This window comes from Xanthomarina sp. (genome assembly GCF_035306605.1).
GTDB lineage: Bacteria > Bacteroidota > Bacteroidia > Flavobacteriales > Flavobacteriaceae > Xanthomarina.
In genome coordinates this window covers 1-18580 of the sequence record NZ_DATGNR010000020.1, presented here as the reverse complement: position 1 = coordinate 18580, position 18580 = coordinate 1, and the positions used below count along the sequence as shown (strand labels likewise).

The following is an 18580-nucleotide window of genomic DNA, read 5'->3' as shown; positions in this document are numbered from 1 at the left end:
CTGCTGACAAAGAATAAATGATCCCACTTTTACAGGTAGAGGTATGCCTTTTGGGCAGTCTAATATAGAAATTCAAGATTAATCGGAACCTCGTGTTTATGCAAGAGTTAATGGTAATACAATTTCTAACAACCCTTACACAACCAGTTTTAAAGAACCAATGGATACATCTAGTTGCAATTTATGATGGTCCAAACGGAACTCTGAAACTATATTTGAATGGAGAAGAAATTTCTAGTACCACTGGTATAACTAATGTGTTACCTACAAACACCTATGGTTTTACAATGGGTAGAGCTGCTAACTATTTTGACACATACACCTATTTTTAAAGGTTCACTTGATGAAGTACGCGTTTTGAATAAAACACTTTCTGAATTACATTTACTAGTGAAGTACTTAATATTGAAGAAAATGAAACAATTAATTGCCTACAAGTATCTTATGCCAATACACATGAAAGCATTCAAATTCAAAACCCTGCAATGTTAAAAATTACATCTATTAAAATGTATAATATTATTGGTCAATCTGTCTTCACTTTAGATAAAATTAAAACAGAAACCAAAACTGATATTAAAACAAACCGACTAAGTGTTGGAGCTTATATAATTAAGCTGGACACTGAAATGGGAGTTGTTAATAAAAAGGTAATCGTTAACTAAATCCAACCTCTCATAAAAATTATAAATCAAAAAAAGAGCCCTGAAAAACATCAGGACTCTTTACTTTTATCTAGTTTCAATTTATGCTTGATTTAAACCTATTAAATTACAAGTTAATTTAAGTAAAGATAGAATTCATTTTGAGTTACTATTTAAACTTAGAAATCAAATCTTGTAATGATACTTTTTCTTGTTCTCCTGAAATCATATTTTTCAAAGTGTAACTATCCGATTTCATTTCCTCATCTCCTACTAATACCACAAATGGGATATTGCGCTTATTGGCATGATTCATTTGTTTTTTCATTTTTGCTGAATCTGGATATAATTCGGCATTAATAGCATTTAAACGTAATTGCTTGATTGCTTTTAAGCAAAATAACGCTTCATTTTCTCCAAAATTTATAAATAGTAAATCGATATTTTTGGTAACTGTTTCTGGAAATAAATTAAGTTCTTCCAATACCAGATAAATTCTATCCAATCCAAAACTAATTCCAACACCACTTACATCTTTCATTCCAAATATACCGGTTAGATCGTCGTAACGACCTCCACCACCAATGGAGCCCATTTGTACTTTTTCAGGAGCAGAAACTTCATAAATTGCACCTGTATAATAGTTCAATCCCCTAGCAAGTGTAACATCTAATTTTAATATTGCTGTTTGCAAACCTAGTTCTGAAATGGCTTTATCAATAAATTCTAATTCTTGAATTCCCTTATTACCTTCCTCAGAAGTGCTTAAAATAGTTTTTAACTGCTTAATTTGAGAGCTAAAAGTTCCTGAAAGTGCAAATAAAGGTTGTAATTTTTCAATCCCTTCTTTAGAAATGCCCTTTTCTAACATTTCTTCTTTCACCTTCTCCTCTCCTATTTTGTCTAGCTTATCTAAAGCTACGGTGAAGTCAATTAATTTATCGCTGGCTCCAATTACTTCTGCTATTCCAGAAAGTATTTTCCGATTATTAATTTTAATAGTTACTCCTTCTAGTTTTAATGCTTTAAATACTGCATCATATAACTGAACAAATTCTACTTCCTGCCATAAAGAGGTGGAACCAACCACATCCGCATCGCATTGGTAAAACTCTCTAAAACGTCCTTTCTGAGGTCTATCAGCTCTCCAAACAGGCTGCATTTGATAACGTTTAAAAGGAAATTCTATTTCGTTTTGATGCTGTACCACATACCGAGCAAAGGGAACTGTTAAATCGTAGCGTAGAGCTTTTTCTGATATTTTAGGAGTTATGGCACTAGAATCTTTTGTTTGATAAAGGGTATCATGCACTTTATTTAAATAATCTCCAGAATTCAAAATTTTAAAAATCAATCTATCTCCTTCCTCACCATACTTTCCCATTAAAGTATCAGAGTTTTCAAAACTAGGTGTTTCTATTGGCTGAAAGCCATATAGTTCGAATTGCGTTTGAATGGTATTGAATATATAGTTGCGTTTAGCTACTTGCTCTGGAGTAAAATCTCTTGTTCCTTTTGGAATACTTGGTTTTTGTGCCATATCAACTTCCCAAAAACAGGGAATTTCTTTTAATTAATAATTGAAAAACAAAAATAAAGAATTAAAAAACGTCGGTTTGAGTTTTTGAAAAGAAAATGCGTGGAAATCTTATAATACTCAATAAGTATAATTAAAAGACTAACACCCCACTTCTAAGGTTGCAACTCAAAAAAACCTAATTAATCAACTTATCTAAATATTTAAATAAATCGCCTTTGGTGATGGTTCCACCTTGTTCGATTAATTTAAACTTATCAGCATTTCTATCGTCGGTATAATCTTTTCTTGCTTGTAAAAACTCCACGTCATCGTCCATTAAATTTTCACGTAACCAATTAAAACCTTCTTTAGTGGTTAAATCAATTGGGTTCTTAATCTTAATGGCAATCAAATGCATGTTATCTTCATTTAAATGAAATAAATGAATTTGTTGAGGTGAAATGTGCTCAACATATTGCACTTTGCTTAATACACCTTCCCAAACTAAATCGCTAAAAACATCCAATTCCTGTTCGGCTACTTCCGGTTTGTTTACTTTAATATCTTCCCATTCTTGGGCTGTTATGGTTTGTGTAGCAAGAAAATTTATAAATTCTTTATGTAGTTCTTCAAACTGTTCTTTAGTTAATCTAGCGTATTTCATTTTAAAAAAAATTAAAAAAAAAGCCCCAACGAAGTTGAGGCTTTTTATATGTTATTTAAACATTAGGCTTGAGCGATAACTTCAAAAGGAATTTCGAAAGTTACTTCTCTATGTAAACGAATTACAGCGTCGTACTGTCCTAAACGTTTAATATTTCCACCCGTAATAGTTACGAATTTCTTATCGATATCATGACCAGCTTTTGAAAAAGCTTCAACTAAATCGGCTTTGGTAATAGAACCAAATAATTTATCACCTGCAGAAGCACCTTCAGTAGCTTTAGCTGGTATTTTAATTTCTAAAGCTTTAATTGCCTCAGCAGTTTTAGTTGCCTCTTCAATTATTTTTTTGTCTTTATAAGCACGTTGCTTTAAGTTTTCTGCCAATACTTTTTTCGCAGAAGCAGTTGCTAATACAGCTAGCTTTTGTGGAATTAAAAAGTTTCTACCATAACCGTTCTTAACCGTTACAACATCGTCTTTAAATCCTAAATTTTCAACGTCTTGTTTTAATATAAGTTCCATTGTTATGATTTTTTTATTTTAATAAATCTGCTACGTAAGGCAATAATGCTAAGTGACGAGCTCTTTTTACAGCAACTGACACTTTTCTTTGATATTTTAAGGAAGTTCCTGTTAAACGTCTTGGTAAAATTTTACCTTGTTCGTTAACAAAACCTAATAACCAATCTGCATCTTTATAGTCTACATATTTGATTCCTGATTTCTTGAAACGACAGTACTTTTTATTCTTGTTAGTTTCAATATTCAAAGGCGTTAAATATCTAATTTCTCCGTCCTTCTTTCCTTTTGCTTGTTGTTCTATAGATGACATAATTACGCTTTTTGTTTAAGTTTCTCTCTTCTTCTCTCTGCCCAAGATACAGCATGCTTATCTAGAGTAACAGTTAAATAACGCATAAAACGCTCGTCACGTCTAAATTCGATTTCTAATGGCTTAATAACTTCACCATCTACTTGATACTCGAATAAGTGGTAAAATCCACTTTTTTTCTTTTGGATTGGATAAGCTAATTTTTTTAGTCCCCAATCTTCTTTTGATACCATCTTTGCTCCTCGAGAAACTAGAAAATCTTCGTATTTCTGTACTGTTTCCTTTATCTGGGTCTCAGATAAAACGGGATTTAAGATGAAAACAGTTTCGTAATGATTCATATTAAATTGTTTTTAATGTTAAAATGGGTGCAAAAATAAGAATATTATTTATATATTACAACTTTAAAACAAACATATTTAAATCGCATTCAAGCAGATGTTAAAATCTGTTAAACCATACATTTAGTCGATGTTATTTGGTTTTTAACCCCGTTTTTTGTACTATTGTCGATACTTAACCAATATAAATATTAATCTTATGACTTTAAACTGTGTAGTAGTTGACGACTCAGCAATACAGCGCCTCTCCATTGTTAAGTTAATTGAAAGCCATCCTTCACTTAACTTGATAGCGGAATACAATAGTGCGCTTGAGACTAAAAATGGCTTAAACCACCATAAGGTCGATTTAATATTTCTTGATATTGAAATGCCTGTTTTAAATGGGTTTGAACTTTTGGATGTACTAAATAACAAACCTCAAATTATTTTTGTTACAGGTAAAACCGAATATGCATTTAAAGCATTTAACTACGATGCTACAGATTACCTACACAAACCTATAACTAGAGAACGTTTTAACACAGCTGTGGATAAAGCTGTAGAACAACATAAATTAAAATTAGACTTTAACGAAACTGAAGGTGAGCACATATTTGTAAAAAGCAACCTTAAAAAACGTAAAGTATACATTAAAGATATTAAGTGGATTGAAGCTTTAGGTGATTACGTAAAACTAGTTACCGAAGAAACAAGCTTAGTAGTACTATCTACCATGAAGGCGTTTGAAGCAGAACTTCCTGAAGGAAAGTTTTTAAGAATCCACAAATCATACATTGTTAATTTAGATAAAATTGACAGATTTAATAGTAAAAATGTTGAAGTTGGTGCTTATGAAATTCCATTAAGCCGAAACAAAAAGACTCAATTAGTGGATGCTTTAAATAACAACATAACTTAAATCAATAATTATCAACATTTAGAATTACCCTCACAGATCTAAAGTCTTTTACAGCAAAGAAGCTATTGTTTATTTTAATGATAGCTTCTTTTGTTTTTAACACAGATTGTTTTGGTGGAATTTTTACAATAATATGTTTTATATACTGATTTCTTATCCTTGAAACGGGCGGAAATTCTGGACCTAATATATTTGTTTTAAAAACCATACGCAAAGATTGCGCATACCAATCTGCTGCCACATTCACCTTATTATAATTACGATGTTTTAAGGTTATTTTAATTAACTTATAAATGGGTGGATATTTAAAATTACGTCGTTCATCCATTTGTTCTTCAAACATTTCCAAGTAGGAGTTTGAAGCCACTTGTTGTAGAATTTTATGATACGGGTTATAAGTTTGAATTAAAACCTTCCCACGCTCTTCTGTTCTTCCCGCTCTACCTGACACCTGTACCATAAGCTGAAAGCTTCGCTCATGCGCTCTAAAATCTGGAAAATTAAGCATGTTATCAGCATTCATAATTCCAACCAATTTTACATGTCTAAAATCCAATCCTTTCGTTAGCATTTGAGTACCAACTAAAATATCTATTTCTTGCTGCTCAAGCGCTGTAATGAGTTTTTCGTAACCATATTTTCCTCGAGTTGTATCCATATCCATTCTAGCCACCTTGTAGTTCGGAAAAAGTTCTTTAACCTCCTCTTCTACTTGTTGGGTTCCAAAACCTTTATTATCTAAATCCAAGCTTCCACAAGCTTCACAAGTTTTAATCATAACTGCATGGTAGCCGCAATAGTGACAACGAAGTTGGTCTTTATATTGATGATAGGTTAAACTAACGTCGCAATTTGGACATTGAGGTGACACTCCACAAGTCTGACATTCTACTATTGGCGAGAACCCCCTTCTATTTTGAAATAAAATAACTTGATGACCAGCATTTAAAGTTTCTGTCATTTCTTCAATTAATCTATCGCTAAAATGACCGGTCATGCGCTTCCGCTTATGCTTGTCTTTAACATCAACAAGCTCGATATCTGGCATCAATACGTTATTATATCTCTTGCTTAATTCCACCAAAGCATACTTATTTAGTTTAGTGTTATAAAAGCTTTCTATACTTGGTGTTGCAGACCCTAAAAGCGTTTTACATTTAAATAAGCTTCCTAAAACGATAGCTGAATCTCTTGCATGATAGCGAGGAGCAGGATCAAATTGTTTATAGGATGACTCGTGTTCTTCGTCTACGATAACCAATCCTAAATCATGAAACGGCAATAAAACCGAAGAACGCGCTCCCAAAACAATTTGAGCCTTAGAGGATTTATTTAAAATCTGATTCCAAACCTCAACCCGTTCTTGCGATGAATATTTAGAATGGTAAACAGCCACTTTTTCTCCAAAATAATCTTGAAGTCTATTTACCAATTGGGTTGTTAAAGCTATTTCAGGTAACAAGTACAAAACTTGTTTATTTAAAGCTAAAACCTCTTCAATTAACTTAACATATATTTCTGTTTTACCCGAAGATGTTACACCATGTAATAAAGTAATATTATGGGTTTTGAAAGATGATTTAATTTCCTGAAAAGCTGTGTTTTGTGCTTCGCTTAACTTTTTAATCGGATTGTTTTCTTCTCCTGAATATTGGATTCTATCTGTTTGAATATAATATTCTTCAAGAATATTCTTATCCAACAACGATTTAATAATGGATGACGATGCATTACTTTGTTCGGTCAACTCCGAAACTTTAATTGGTTTCTTAGTTTTAGCCGAAAGTGAAAACAAGGTCATTATAACCTCTCTCTGTTTCGGCGCCCTACTTAACTCCTCCAATAAATCTTGTAAACCTTGACTTGATGAAAATTGAGGTTGAAGTTTTACATAACGAACCAATTTTGGCTTGTATTTTTCAAAAATCTCCTCATCAACACTTATTACTTTTTTTTCTAATAAACTTTTAATTATAGGAAGTACATTTTTTTTATCCAGAATATTCATAATATCATGGATTTTTAAAGACGATTGATGCTGAAGAGCTTCAAAAACCAAAAATTCTTCGTCCTTTAAGTCTGATTCATTAAAAGCCCCCTCCCTATCAAGAGTAATAATGGTTTCACTTTCTAAAATAAAAGCACTTGGTAAAGCTGCTCGCATCACATCACCTAAAGTGCACATGTAATAATCGGCAATCCACTGCCAATGTACCAACTGTGTTTCTGTAATTACTGGCTTATCATCTAGAATTTGATGAATCTCTTTTGCTTCGTAGGCATGAGGTTCGTTAGTGTGAATGCTATAAACCAATGCCGTATAAATTTTCGCTTTCCCAAAAGGTACAGACACGCGCATTCCGGGTTTTAAAAATCCCACCTCAGCTTCTGTAATACTATAAGTAAATAATTTTGGAATAGGAATAGGAAGTATAACGTCTATATAGTGCAAGGCAATTAGTGTTAAGTGTTGGGTGTAAATCTATTAATTAATAAGGATTAACAGATTTCATTTTTTATAAATGATTACTATTTATCTTTTTCAATCGAAGCAATGTTGCATTCAGTTCATAGCCTAAAAGCAGAATATTTGAGTTTAACCATAGGTAAAACAACAAAATTAAAAGTGCACCAATAGACCCATAAAGTTCATTATATTGTGAAAAGTTTTCGATGTAAATCCCGAACAAATAAGAGCTTAATATAATTAATACTGTTGTGAATAATGCTCCCAATGAAAAGAAATTGGACTCTTTCCCTTCTCTAGTTCCAAAATAATACAAAACAGCTGTTGCTAAATATACCATAATTACAAAAAATACGTACTTAGCAACCATAATCCAAAACTGATTGTTACTCTTTTCTAAAATGCCGTAATTTTCAAGATTTCCAAGTACGTAAATTTGAAAATACCCAAGAACTACTACTGTAAGAATTAACAAGAATGCCAATATTAAAGCTACTCCTAATGAATACAAATACTGCTTTACTACATTTCTTCCAAGTTGTTCATGATACGAACCTTCAAATCCTGCAAATACAGCATTAATTCCATTAGCCATTAAAAAAATAGACACTAAAAAAACTGAAGATAATAAGCCGCCTCGATTTGAGGAATTTATGTTATCGAAAATACTATTAAAGAAAAAATCTGAAGTACTTGGTGGTAAAAACGAGTTTAAAAAATTTAGAAACTCCACCCTAAAATCCTCTATGGGTATTAATGGAATTACAATTAATATAAAAAGTAAAAAAGGAAATATGGCCGTAAAAAAATTAAATGCAATGGCACTTGCTCTTGTTGTCAATGCACCTCGACCAACACCAATAATATAGAGTTCAACTAAATCGTAAAAAGAAAGCCCTTCTAAACCAGGAAGCTTTATCTGTTTAAAAAACTTGACAATCAAATTTATAACAGGAATTTTACTTAACTTATCTTCTATGGGTTTGGTCATTAACTATTGCTTGATGTTTCGGTTTAATGGTCTCTTTAATTAAATATGTTCTAGGTTCTATAAATAATAACTCAAAAATAGATTTTGAATATTAAATTCTGAACTAAACAGCTTTCAAACTTAAATCCATATTATATACAGAATGAGTTAGAGCTCCAGAAGAAATAAAATCTACTCCGCATTCGGCATATTTTCTAATGGTATTTTCATTGATACCACCCGAAGATTCTGTTAAACAGGTATCACCTATTAAAGCCACTGCTTTTTTGGTGTCTTCATAATTAAAGTTATCTATTAAAATTCTATAAACGCCTTTGTTTTCAAGAATTTCTTTTATTTCATCTAAGTTTCTAGCTTCTACAATAATTTTAAGATCCCTTCCTGTATCTTTTAAATAAGCTTTGGTTTTGTTTAACGCATTAGTAATTCCTCCAGCAAAATCAATATGATTGTCCTTTAACATAATCATATCGTATAAAGCAAATCTATGGTTTTCTCCTCCTCCTATTTTTACTGCCCATTTTTCTAAGGCACGAATTCCTGGAGTGGTTTTCCTTGTATCTAAAACCTTTGTTCCAGTTCCTTCTAATAAATCAACAAAGTGCTTTGTTTTTGTAGCAATTGCACTCATACGTTGCATAGCATTTAAAACCAAGCGTTCAGCTTTCAAAATTGACTGCGACGATCCTTCAACATAGAACACAATGTCTCCAAATTTCACTTTAGAACCATCTTTGATAAGGGTTTCTATTTTTAGATCCTTATCGACATAATGAAATACTTTTTTAGCAAATTCTACACCAGCAATAATGCCTTCATCTTTCACTAAAAGTTTAGCTTTTCCCTTTACTGTTGCAGGAATACATGCTAAGGAACTATGGTCTCCATCTCCTACGTCTTCTCTTATAGCGTTGGCTACTATTATTTCTATTTCCTTATTAAATTGTTCTTCTGAAATCATGACTTCTTATTTGTTGTAAAAATACTAATACAAATGCAAATTAATTGCATTCTAAATTCTAAATTCCAATTAAAATGTAAATTTGCAGTTCAAATTTTGTTCTTATTGAGATTTCTTGTCCAGAGTGTCAAAGCTATAAATTATCAATTTCTTGGATACTTATAAAAAGTCTTTTTAAAGCGCGATTATACATTTTATGCAAATAAAACTCCTTGCCATAGGCAAAACAGACAACAAACAACTTCAAGCCTTAATGGACGATTATCAAAAACGTCTTGGCTTTTATATAAAATTTGAATTAGAAATAATTCCAGATTTAAAAAACAGCAAAAACTTAAGTGAAGAGCAGCAAAAGCAAAAAGAAGGCGAACTTATTTTAAATAAAATTCAAAATCAAGATGTTTTAATTTTATTAGATGAAAATGGTAAACAATTAAGTTCTGTTGGATTTTCGGAATACTTGCAAAAGCACATGAATTCTGGGATCAAGCAATTGGTTTTTGTAATTGGTGGTCCTTATGGGTTTTCTAAAGAAGTTTATGACAAAGCAAATGGAAAACTCTCGTTATCTAAAATGACATTTTCTCATCAAATGATTCGTTTGTTTGTAATAGAACAACTTTATAGAGGATTTACTATTTTAAGAAATGAACCCTACCACCATCAATAGTAACGATTAGTAAATTAGTTGACTATAATAAAATTCTAAAAACTAGAGTTGAGGCATAGGATTTAAATGAAAAAAAAGCCGCAAACCCATTGAATCATACAGTTTGCAGCCTATTGTTAATCTCACTTTTTTATTTAATGGGTAGAAAGAGTTTCTTTTCTCTTTTTTAATTGAATATCCAAATCATTAATGGTTTCCTTTACGGCTAATTCAAAATTACTTTCTGTTGAAGTAGCAAAAATTCTTGGTCCAGGCAAACTCAATTCCATATTACAAATTTTACCTGGTTCCTTTTGATTATTGTCTTGTTTAAAAAACACATCACAAGAAATTAACCAATCATATTTTTTTGATAGTTTCTCTAATTTTTCAGTCGTATATTTTGATAGAGATTCACTTGAATCCATATTTACATATTGAATTATAACGTTCATAAGCTTTTATATTTTGAATTTGTACTACATTACAATACTACTTGAAATAAATGTCAATTAATATGATAATTGTCAATTGACACCCTTAAAAATCATTAGTTGAAACTTTTAATTTTGTTGCCTTTTCAATTCCCTCAAGAGCTAATCGTCTTTTTGTAGCTCGTTCTAAAGTAATATTATATTGCTCTATAGCTTCGTCATACCTGTTTTGCTCCACAAGCCATTCAGCATATAACTCACTAGTTGGTTTTATAATTACTGGAGGCCCATAACTATAACTAATTCCTTGCTCCAAAATGGTAGACTCTTTTAATAATTCTTCGGCTTTAATAAGGTCTTTTTCCATCCAAGCTTTTAAGCCTTGCAACTGTTTAAGCATAACCTGAGATTGTTTAACATCCAATTTAGTTGGTGAATTTCTAGAAAGTGAAGAGCACATGGTAAAACCGTTATCTAAATTGTCTACAAGCACAGACTCTTTACCTATTTTTTGAGACAAAGTATCAATAACCTTTTCTATTTTTTGAATATTTCCGTTTAAAAAAGCACGATACCCTTCAGTAAAATGAAATTGAGCCTGAACCGTTAAATTTAAATTAGAAACATTTACATCTATATTTGCAATATCAGAATTCCATTGATTACTTTCAACTAAATACGTGCCTTTTAAAAACATTAAATAGGTTTTAATTCTATCAGTTGGAGATTCCTTTAAAAACTGCTCCATATCCAAAACCATCTGTTTGGCTTTTTCAAAATCAGGTTTCTGTAAATAACCATATTGCAACCAATGAAATGCATGAAATCCTCTTGCATCATTATCCAATGATTTACGTTTCATTCTATTTAAACTTGCTTGATATGATTCTATATTAGAAGCTATAACCTCGTCCCACATGCCTAAAGCCACATAAATATGAGAAGGCATATGAAGCGCATGACTTGCATCTGGTGCTACTTTTGAATAACTATTTGCTGCATCGAACGCTAATTCCGCATGATAAGGATCATCGTATGAATGTATTAAATAATGAAGTGCTCCAGGATGTTTCGGGTTTTTATCTAATACTTTTTTTGCTATTTCTGCACCTTCCTCATAAACTGCATCATCTCTACCCTCAGGCACAGAACCTAATAATGAAATGGCGTAAAAAGCAGCAATCTCTTGGTTTTCAGGATGAGTCTCATGAAGAAATTTCATATACTCCTTATAAGCTATATCTCTATCAATCTTTGGAGTTTTAGGAGTATACAATACCTCTACAGCCTGTAAAAACCCTTTCTCAATGGTTGAATAATCATGTTTTTCCTGTAAACTTTTTACTTTTTGAACTGCTGAAGAACCAGCTTCATAATCCTGCTCTCCCCATAGACTATGATTATAAGTCATAGCTTCTCCCCAATAAGCCATAGCCATATTAGGATCCGTTTTCTGAGCTTCTAGAAAAGCCTCTCGAGCGTCTTCATATTCAAAACTATGAAGCAACAGTAAACCCTTTTCAAAATGATTATGAGCTTCCTGGCTTCCAGTAACTTGAAATTCTACAACTCCAAGGTTATCTATACTTTTATCTTTCTTTTTACAAGACGCTATTGAAATATAAAGTAATAGAACAATGAAATATTTCGATTTAAAAACCATAAGCACATTCTGTTTAATTAATTGATTTAAAGGTACATAAAATTAAATAAACTAAAAATCAACAAGTCATTAGATTAATTTATACAAACAAATTTGAACAAGAAACAACCGCTGTTAATGTAACTTATAGACGTCTTTATGAGCACCTCGTATTGCATTAATTACAATAAACAAAGTTCTTCACAAAATTTAAAGTAACTTTGCAAGCTAATAAAATGGCAAGCGAACTTGCCATTCTTCAAAATTAATATATGACATTTAATACCTTAGGTCTTTCTGAACCTATCCTTAAAGCAATTAATAAGAAAGGATATACAGAGCCTTCACCAATACAATGTAAAGCCATTCCCCCTATTCTAGAAGGCATGGATGTTCTTGCCTCCGCACAAACTGGAACCGGAAAAACTGCTGGATTTACTTTACCTGTATTACAACTTTTATCTCAAGAACAACATTTACGTCAAAGACCTGTTCGTGCTTTAGTTTTAACACCAACAAGAGAATTAGCTGCACAAGTATATAGCAACGTTAAAGAATATAGTGAGTTTTTAGATTTGCGTTCTGCCGTAATTTTTGGTGGAGTTAACCAAAAACCACAAGTAGCACAATTAAGACAGGGGGTTGATATTTTAGTAGCAACTCCAGGTAGATTATTAGATTTATGTAACCAAGGATTTTTATCGCTTTCTAAAGTAAGTGTTTTTGTTTTAGACGAAGCTGACAGAATGTTGGATATGGGATTTTTACGAGACATTGAACGTGTTATTAAAATGATGCCTGCTAAAAGACAAAATTTAATGTTTTCTGCAACTTTTTCGCAAGACATTAAAAAACTGGCACACGGTATTTTACATAAACCCGTTCAAGTAGATGCTACACCCGAAAACTCAACTGTAGATGCTATTAACCAAAAAGTATATCGTGTAGCAAGTGGAAAGAAAACTGATTTAATTATTAAGTTAATTTCTGATGGCGATTGGAAGCAAGTATTAGTTTTTACTAGAACTAAACACGGTGCAAACAAATTGTGCAAGAATATGATAAGCGCAGGGATTACTGCAGCTGCTATTCACGGAAATAAAAGTCAAGCAGCCAGAACTAAAGCTTTGGCTGGATTTAAAAGTGGAACTATTAGAGTTTTAGTAGCTACAGATATTGCTGCTCGTGGCTTGGATATTCCATTATTACCACATGTTATAAACTTTGAGCTTCCTAATATATCTGAAGATTATGTACATAGAATAGGAAGGACTGGACGTGCTGGAGCTAGCGGAGAAGCTATTTCATTGGTAAGTGCTGATGAAACTACTTACTTAAGAGATATTGAAAAACTGGTTGGTCTTAAAATTCCACAAGAAATATTAGAAGGTTACGAACCAGATCCAAACGCTTCTACCCAACCTAAAAAGCAAGGTGGAGGTAGAAACCAAAGTCAAAAGCGCAATTCCTCAAGCAAACAAGGAACTAGCAATCAAAAACCAAAGAGAAGTAACGATAGAACTCGTACAAGTAGAAGATAACCATAGTAATGACTCCGGAACTAAAAGATAAAATATTAAATATTTGCACTAGGAAAATAGCACAAAAAGGACCCAATGTTGGACTCTCTTTTTATGCTTTTTTCGCAAATAAAAATGAAAATCCGGAGTTATTAATGGAAGCAGCCACATGGTGGATTTCAACTCATAAACTCGATCACTTTGAAAAAGCTACAAAAATTCAAAAACTTATTTTAGAAGTATAAATGGAAACACAGGTAAACAATCCTTTACACGGAGTTAAGTTAGAGCAAATAGTTACAGAACTTGAAGCCCATTATGGATGGGAATATATGGGACACATTGTTAACATACGTTGTTTTCAAGATAATCCTTCAGTAAAATCTAGTTTAAAATTCTTAAGAAGAACACCTTGGGCAAGAACTAAGGTTGAACACATGTATTTGAAGATGTTAAAAAATCAAACATCTAAAAAAGAATCTTAATTTATTTCTTTCTCACTATTTTATATCCTACTGAAAATTTAGCCTTGGTATTGCTATATAAATAGTTTAATCCATAATCCAAATTAGTAGTGTAAATTCCACTACCGTAAACCAAGGTTACATAAAAGCGCTTATAACTATAACCTATTCCTGCTTCAAAATCCAATTTATATAAAAGTGGGTTTGACACCTTATAATCACCAGTTTCTGAAAATCCTTTTTTATACATAAGCCCAATCCCCGGGATAACATTAACAGTGGTAAAAACATTAGCTGGCAACACAAAAACAGCCAGAACACCAGCTGAAATCCCCATACCAACGCCTTTAAATTCTTCCAAATAAGCATTTTCGTCAAAAATACCATTGCCAGGTAATAAGGTTGTGTTTCCCTCAAAAGCATTATAGGCTACAAATCCCCCAACACCACCAGAAATAAAGCGCTTCCCCTTGCCATTTGAAACACCTGCTTTTAAAATAGAAGAAGAAAAAGAAATCTTTTTGAAAGCGTATAAATAGTGGAATCCTACAGAAAGTGATCCAATATCATCCCTAAATATCTCGGGTTCGTTAAAATTATTATTAACGTTAAATCCTTTATATCTCTGAATATATAAATTTACTAAATTGTGTTCTCCTACAACTAAAGAACCCTGCAAATCAAACCGTTTTGTTACGTTTTCTGCTTGACCTTTTAAATTAAAAGCAACATCAATAATTAACTTACTAGTACCAAGTCCAAAACCAACCCCAGCTCTATTATTAGGTCTAAAGGATATTGTATTACTTTTCTTGTTTAAAATAAAACTCTGTCCTTTATAGTTTGTAAATAAGCGAAGTGACCAATTATTAATATCCCTATCAATAAATAAGGTATCAACAACTTGCCTCACGCTTAAGGAATCTTTATTATTTATCTTCTGAGCTTGTACGAAAGAGGTAAAACACAAAAAACATAGTAACATTACATACTGTTTCTTCATGATAGATTTTTGCAATAATAAATTATGCAATTTTCAATGAATTTAGTATTATTTTCCGTTTTTTTGATGAAAATAGAAACCTCTTTTTTATAATTGTATTACTATGAAACTCGTTTTTGCCACAAACAACCTAAACAAATTAAAAGAAGTGCAAGCTTTAATTCCTGAACATATTCAACTATTAAGCTTACTAGAAATTGGGTGCAAGGAAGATGTACCAGAAACACAAAACACGATTGAGGGTAATGCCATTCAAAAAGCTGAATACATAAAAAACAATTACGGCTACGATTGTTTTGCTGATGACACGGGTCTTGAAGTTGCAACTTTAAATAACGAGCCTGGTGTGTTTTCAGCCAGATATGCGGGAGAGCAACGTAATTCTGAAGATAATATTAATTTGTTACTAGAAAATTTAAAAGGCAAACCAAACCGTCAAGCACAATTTAAAACAGTTATTGCCCTTCATTTAAATGGAAACCTAAAAACTTTTACCGGTATTTGTGAAGGTGAAATAACCTCAGAAAAACAAGGAGAACATGGATTTGGTTATGACCCTATTTTCAAGGCAAAAGGATATTCAAAAACCTTTGCAGAAATATCCTTGGATGAAAAAAACAAAATAGGTCATAGAGGAAAAGCCGTTAAGCAACTAGTTGATTTTTTAGTGAACCAGAAATAAACAAGCTACAAAAACACCCTAAAACCCCATTAAACAAGGGCGTTAATCTTACAAATACAATTTCATTAAAACTTTATATTTAATTATTTTCACATAAAATCAAATTAATAAAAAATTAAATTGTACATTTGCACCTTGTAAAAAAATCTACGTGAACCATATTGGTTACTTGGATTAATAATTCCTCAGAGTGAGGGTGTGTTACTGGAAGTTAAGGGTTAAGTATGTCGATTCGCTTCTTTTGTAACACGACATAACATAATCGAATACTTATACACACCGAATGAACACATTCCAAAATTTGGGTCTTAATAACGACCTATTGCAAGCTATTACTGACATGGGTTTTGAAACCCCAAGTGACGTCCAAGCAAAAGCAATCCCTATTTTATTAGAAAAAGATACAGACTTAGTAGCATTAGCTCAAACAGGTACTGGAAAAACAGCTGCTTTTGGCTTTCCAATGCTACAACAAATTAACATTGATAGTAGAACTACTCAAGGGTTAATATTATCTCCTACCAGAGAACTTTGCTTACAAATTGCCAACGAGATGAAACAATACGGAAAGTATTGCAAAGGTCTTAACGTGGTTGCCATTTATGGTGGATCTAGTATTTCAGATCAAGCCAGAGAGGTAAAAAGAGGCGCTCAAATTATTGTAGCAACTCCAGGTAGAATGAAAGACATGATTAAGAGAAACATGGTTGACATTTCTAAAATAGAATATGCTGTTTTAGATGAAGCTGATGAAATGCTTAACATGGGTTTCAAAGAAGATATTACTGATATCTTATCGCATACACCTCAAGAAAAAAGTACCTGGTTGTTTTCCGCAACTATGCCTAAGGAAGTTGCCAACATAGCTAAAAAGTTTATGAAGAGTCCTATTGAAATAACAGTAGGAAACAAAAACGAAAGCACAAATCAAGTATCTCACGAATATTATTTAGTCAATGCTAGAGATAGGTATGATGCTTTAAAACGTTTAGCAGATACAAATCCCGATATCTTCTCTGTTATTTTCTGTAGAACCAAACGTGACACACAAAAAGTAGCCGAAAACTTAATTGAAGATGGCTACAGCGCAGGAGCATTACACGGAGATTTAAGTCAGAACCAAAGAGATTTGGTGATGAAATCTTTCAGAAACAAACAAATACAAATGCTTGTAGCTACAGATGTTGCTGCTCGTGGAATTGATGTGGACGATATTACCCACGTTATAAATTACCAATTACCTGATGAACCTGAAATTTACACGCATAGGTCTGGTAGAACTGGACGTGCTGGTAAAACAGGAATCTCGATGGTAATTGTTTCTAAAAGTGAAGTACGTAAAATCAAAAGTATTGAACGTATCATTAATCAGAAATTTGAATTGAAACAAATTCCTAATGGTATGCAAATTTGCGAAGTACAATTAATGTCATTAGCAAATAAAATTCACAATACAGAAATAAACCCTGAAATAAACAAATACTTAGATAGCATCAACGAATTATTTGAAGAAACTACTAAAGACGAATTAATTAAAAAATTCTTCTCTGTAGAGTTCACTCGATTCTTTAATTACTATCAAAAATCTAAAAATCTAAATGTAGCCGATTCATCACGTGGTGAAGATCGTGACAGCGGAGGAAGAGATTACTCTAAAAGCTCTAACGATTCAAGATACTTTATAAACGTAGGTAGCAAAGATGGTTACGATTGGATGAAATTGAAAGATTTCTTAAAAGAAGTACTAGATTTAGGAAGAGACGATGTGTTTAAAGTTGATGTTAAAGAAAGTTTCTCCTTCTTTAATACTGAAAAAGAACATCAAGAAAAAGTTCTTGCATTCTTTACCGATTATAAGCACGAAGGACGTTTTGTAAACGTTGAAATTAGCCAAGATCAAGGTAAAGGAACAAGCAGAGGTAAAAGACGTAACGACAGTGGCGGCGGAAGCAGAAGACGATACGACGATAAACCAAGAGGCGAAAGACGTTCTGGTTCTAGTTTTGGCGGCAATAGAGGCGAAAAACAAAGCGTAGGTGCTGGTGGAGAGTCTCGTTCAAGACGTTCAGGATCTGGATCTGGTTCTCCAGTATCAAGACCTAGACGTTCAAGACGCTAGTAATTATTGTTAATATTTAGTCAAATTATAAGATACCATAAGGTAATATCGTTTTGTTTAGTACTTTTATGGTCAATATGACTTTAATGAAAAAATTACTTTTTCTTTTTACACTCTTAATTGGGACCTCTTTTTTATTTGGTCAGACAGATACAACTGTAAAAGGTATAGTTATAAACTCTACAGAAGGGAAACCTATGGAGAGTGTTAACATTGTCAATCTGAACGAAGTAAAAGGAACGACTACCAATGCGCGTGGGGAATTTGAAATTAAGGCTAAAGCTACAGACACACTCCATTTTTCATATTTAGGTTACAAGTCCATTCGTGTACGAGTAACTAACGACTGGATTAAGTTTGGAACTTCAACAATTACATTAACAGAATTAGCATTTGCTTTAGAAGAAGTTGTAATTAACGAGTTTAAGCTAACCGGTTTTCTAGAAGTAGATATTAAACAAGTGGTACCGATTAACACGAATTACCGTTATAACATTTCCGGATTACAAACGGGTTATGAAGCTGGAGGAAGATCTTCCAATGCAGTAACTAGAGTCTTAGGAGCTGTTTTTAATCCTGCAGATTTTTTACATAGCATGTTTGGCAAACAACCCAATGAAATGCGTAAGTTGAAAAAAATGAAGCAAGACGACGAAATAAGAACCCTTTTGGCCAATAGGTTCGATAGGGAAATGTTGGTGGCACTCTTGCAAGTGGATAGAGTGGATTTGGATGAAATTATCAG

The 18580-nt window shown here is 32.4% G+C and carries 21 protein-coding genes; 10 read left to right on the top strand and 11 right to left on the bottom strand.

Features of this window, described 5'->3' with window-relative positions; genetic code table 11:
- The first annotated feature begins 98 nt into the window (after positions 1-98).
- Positions 99-332, top strand: coding sequence for a LamG-like jellyroll fold domain-containing protein (locus VKY41_RS02695; RefSeq protein ID WP_500812896.1), 234 nt, complete (start codon positions 99-101; stop codon positions 330-332).
- Between the two features lie 45 nt (positions 333-377).
- Positions 378-665 carry a T9SS type A sorting domain-containing protein gene (locus VKY41_RS02690; RefSeq protein ID WP_500812911.1) on the top strand — a complete coding sequence of 96 codons (288 nt, stop codon included), beginning with the start codon at positions 378-380 and terminating at the stop codon, positions 663-665.
- A 148-nt stretch (positions 666-813) separates the two neighbouring features.
- Here the strand turns inward: VKY41_RS02690 and hisS are convergent, their stop codons facing one another.
- The 5 genes from hisS to rpsF all read right to left on the bottom strand — a co-directional run bounded on the left by hisS (position 814) and on the right by rpsF (position 4002).
- Positions 814-2184: a histidine--tRNA ligase gene (gene hisS / locus VKY41_RS02685; RefSeq protein WP_500812895.1), complete on the bottom strand. Its 1371-nt coding sequence runs from the start codon at positions 2182-2184 to the stop codon at positions 814-816.
- Between the two features lie 175 nt (positions 2185-2359).
- Positions 2360-2827 (bottom strand): DUF6495 family protein, encoded by a 468-nt coding sequence (locus VKY41_RS02680; protein ID WP_500812894.1) that lies wholly within the window; start codon positions 2825-2827, stop codon positions 2360-2362.
- A 62-nt stretch (positions 2828-2889) separates the two neighbouring features.
- Positions 2890-3351, bottom strand: coding sequence for a 50S ribosomal protein L9 (rplI, locus tag VKY41_RS02675; protein ID WP_500812893.1), 462 nt, complete (start codon positions 3349-3351; stop codon positions 2890-2892).
- 13 nt (positions 3352-3364) lie between these two features.
- Positions 3365-3661, bottom strand: coding sequence for a 30S ribosomal protein S18 (gene rpsR, locus VKY41_RS02670; protein WP_500812892.1), 297 nt, complete (start codon positions 3659-3661; stop codon positions 3365-3367).
- Positions 3662-3663: 2 nt separating this feature from the next.
- Positions 3664-4002 carry a 30S ribosomal protein S6 gene (gene rpsF / locus VKY41_RS02665; protein WP_500812891.1) on the bottom strand — a complete coding sequence of 113 codons (339 nt, stop codon included), beginning with the start codon at positions 4000-4002 and terminating at the stop codon, positions 3664-3666.
- 199 nt (positions 4003-4201) lie between these two features.
- Here rpsF and VKY41_RS02660 point away from each other — a divergent pair, with 199 nt between their 5' ends.
- Positions 4202-4903, top strand: coding sequence for a LytR/AlgR family response regulator transcription factor (locus VKY41_RS02660; protein WP_500812890.1), 702 nt, complete (start codon positions 4202-4204; stop codon positions 4901-4903).
- A gap of 1 nt (position 4904) precedes the next feature.
- Here the strand turns inward: VKY41_RS02660 and priA are convergent, their stop codons facing one another.
- From priA to nadC, 3 genes are all read right to left on the bottom strand, one after another.
- Positions 4905-7355, bottom strand: coding sequence for a replication restart helicase PriA (gene priA, locus VKY41_RS02655; RefSeq protein WP_500812889.1), 2451 nt, complete (start codon positions 7353-7355; stop codon positions 4905-4907).
- Between the two features lie 64 nt (positions 7356-7419).
- Entirely contained in the window at positions 7420-8361 is a 942-nt protein-coding gene (locus tag VKY41_RS02650; RefSeq protein ID WP_500812888.1) for a YihY/virulence factor BrkB family protein, read from the bottom strand.
- Between the two features lie 103 nt (positions 8362-8464).
- On the bottom strand, positions 8465-9322 hold the full coding sequence (gene nadC, locus VKY41_RS02645) for a carboxylating nicotinate-nucleotide diphosphorylase (RefSeq protein ID WP_500812887.1): 858 nt from the start codon (positions 9320-9322) through the stop codon (positions 8465-8467).
- 196 nt (positions 9323-9518) lie between these two features.
- On the opposite strand from nadC, the gene rlmH reads away from it, so the two are divergent.
- Positions 9519-9992: a 23S rRNA (pseudouridine(1915)-N(3))-methyltransferase RlmH gene (gene rlmH, locus VKY41_RS02640; RefSeq protein WP_500812886.1), complete on the top strand. Its 474-nt coding sequence runs from the start codon at positions 9519-9521 to the stop codon at positions 9990-9992.
- A 134-nt stretch (positions 9993-10126) separates the two neighbouring features.
- Here rlmH and hpf read toward each other — a convergent pair whose 3' ends face one another.
- Both hpf and VKY41_RS02630 read right to left on the bottom strand, forming a co-directional pair.
- Positions 10127-10426 carry a ribosome hibernation-promoting factor, HPF/YfiA family gene (gene hpf, locus VKY41_RS02635; RefSeq protein ID WP_500812885.1) on the bottom strand — a complete coding sequence of 100 codons (300 nt, stop codon included), beginning with the start codon at positions 10424-10426 and terminating at the stop codon, positions 10127-10129.
- A gap of 85 nt (positions 10427-10511) precedes the next feature.
- The gene (locus VKY41_RS02630) at positions 10512-12068 is read right to left on the bottom strand and encodes a tetratricopeptide repeat protein (RefSeq protein WP_500812884.1); all 1557 of its coding nucleotides are present in this window, start codon (positions 12066-12068) and stop codon (positions 10512-10514) included.
- Positions 12069-12319: 251 nt separating this feature from the next.
- Between VKY41_RS02630 and VKY41_RS02625 the strand changes: the two genes are divergently transcribed.
- Genes VKY41_RS02625 through VKY41_RS02615 form a run of 3 tightly spaced genes read left to right on the top strand, consistent with a single transcriptional unit; the run spans position 12320 to position 14052 of the window.
- Positions 12320-13588 carry a DEAD/DEAH box helicase gene (locus VKY41_RS02625; protein WP_500812883.1) on the top strand — a complete coding sequence of 423 codons (1269 nt, stop codon included), beginning with the start codon at positions 12320-12322 and terminating at the stop codon, positions 13586-13588.
- 8 nt (positions 13589-13596) lie between these two features.
- Positions 13597-13812 carry a DUF6500 family protein gene (locus VKY41_RS02620; protein ID WP_500812882.1) on the top strand — a complete coding sequence of 72 codons (216 nt, stop codon included), beginning with the start codon at positions 13597-13599 and terminating at the stop codon, positions 13810-13812.
- The gene (locus tag VKY41_RS02615; protein WP_500812881.1) at positions 13813-14052 is read left to right on the top strand and encodes a VF530 family protein; all 240 of its coding nucleotides are present in this window, start codon (positions 13813-13815) and stop codon (positions 14050-14052) included. It begins immediately after the preceding gene.
- Position 14053: 1 nt separating this feature from the next.
- Here the strand turns inward: VKY41_RS02615 and VKY41_RS02610 are convergent, their stop codons facing one another.
- Positions 14054-15034, bottom strand: coding sequence for a DUF4421 family protein (locus VKY41_RS02610; RefSeq protein WP_500812880.1), 981 nt, complete (start codon positions 15032-15034; stop codon positions 14054-14056).
- A gap of 103 nt (positions 15035-15137) precedes the next feature.
- Here VKY41_RS02610 and VKY41_RS02605 point away from each other — a divergent pair, with 103 nt between their 5' ends.
- The 3 genes from VKY41_RS02605 to VKY41_RS02595 form a co-directional block, all read left to right on the top strand.
- On the top strand, positions 15138-15716 hold the full coding sequence (locus VKY41_RS02605) for a non-canonical purine NTP diphosphatase (RefSeq protein WP_500812879.1): 579 nt from the start codon (positions 15138-15140) through the stop codon (positions 15714-15716).
- Positions 15717-15999: 283 nt separating this feature from the next.
- Positions 16000-17835, top strand: a complete 1836-nt coding sequence (locus tag VKY41_RS02600; protein ID WP_500812878.1) for a DEAD/DEAH box helicase — start codon at positions 16000-16002, stop codon at positions 17833-17835.
- Positions 17836-17921: 86 nt separating this feature from the next.
- Positions 17922-18580: carboxypeptidase-like regulatory domain-containing protein (locus tag VKY41_RS02595; RefSeq protein ID WP_500812877.1), on the top strand; the 659-nt coding region annotated here is incomplete at its 3' end.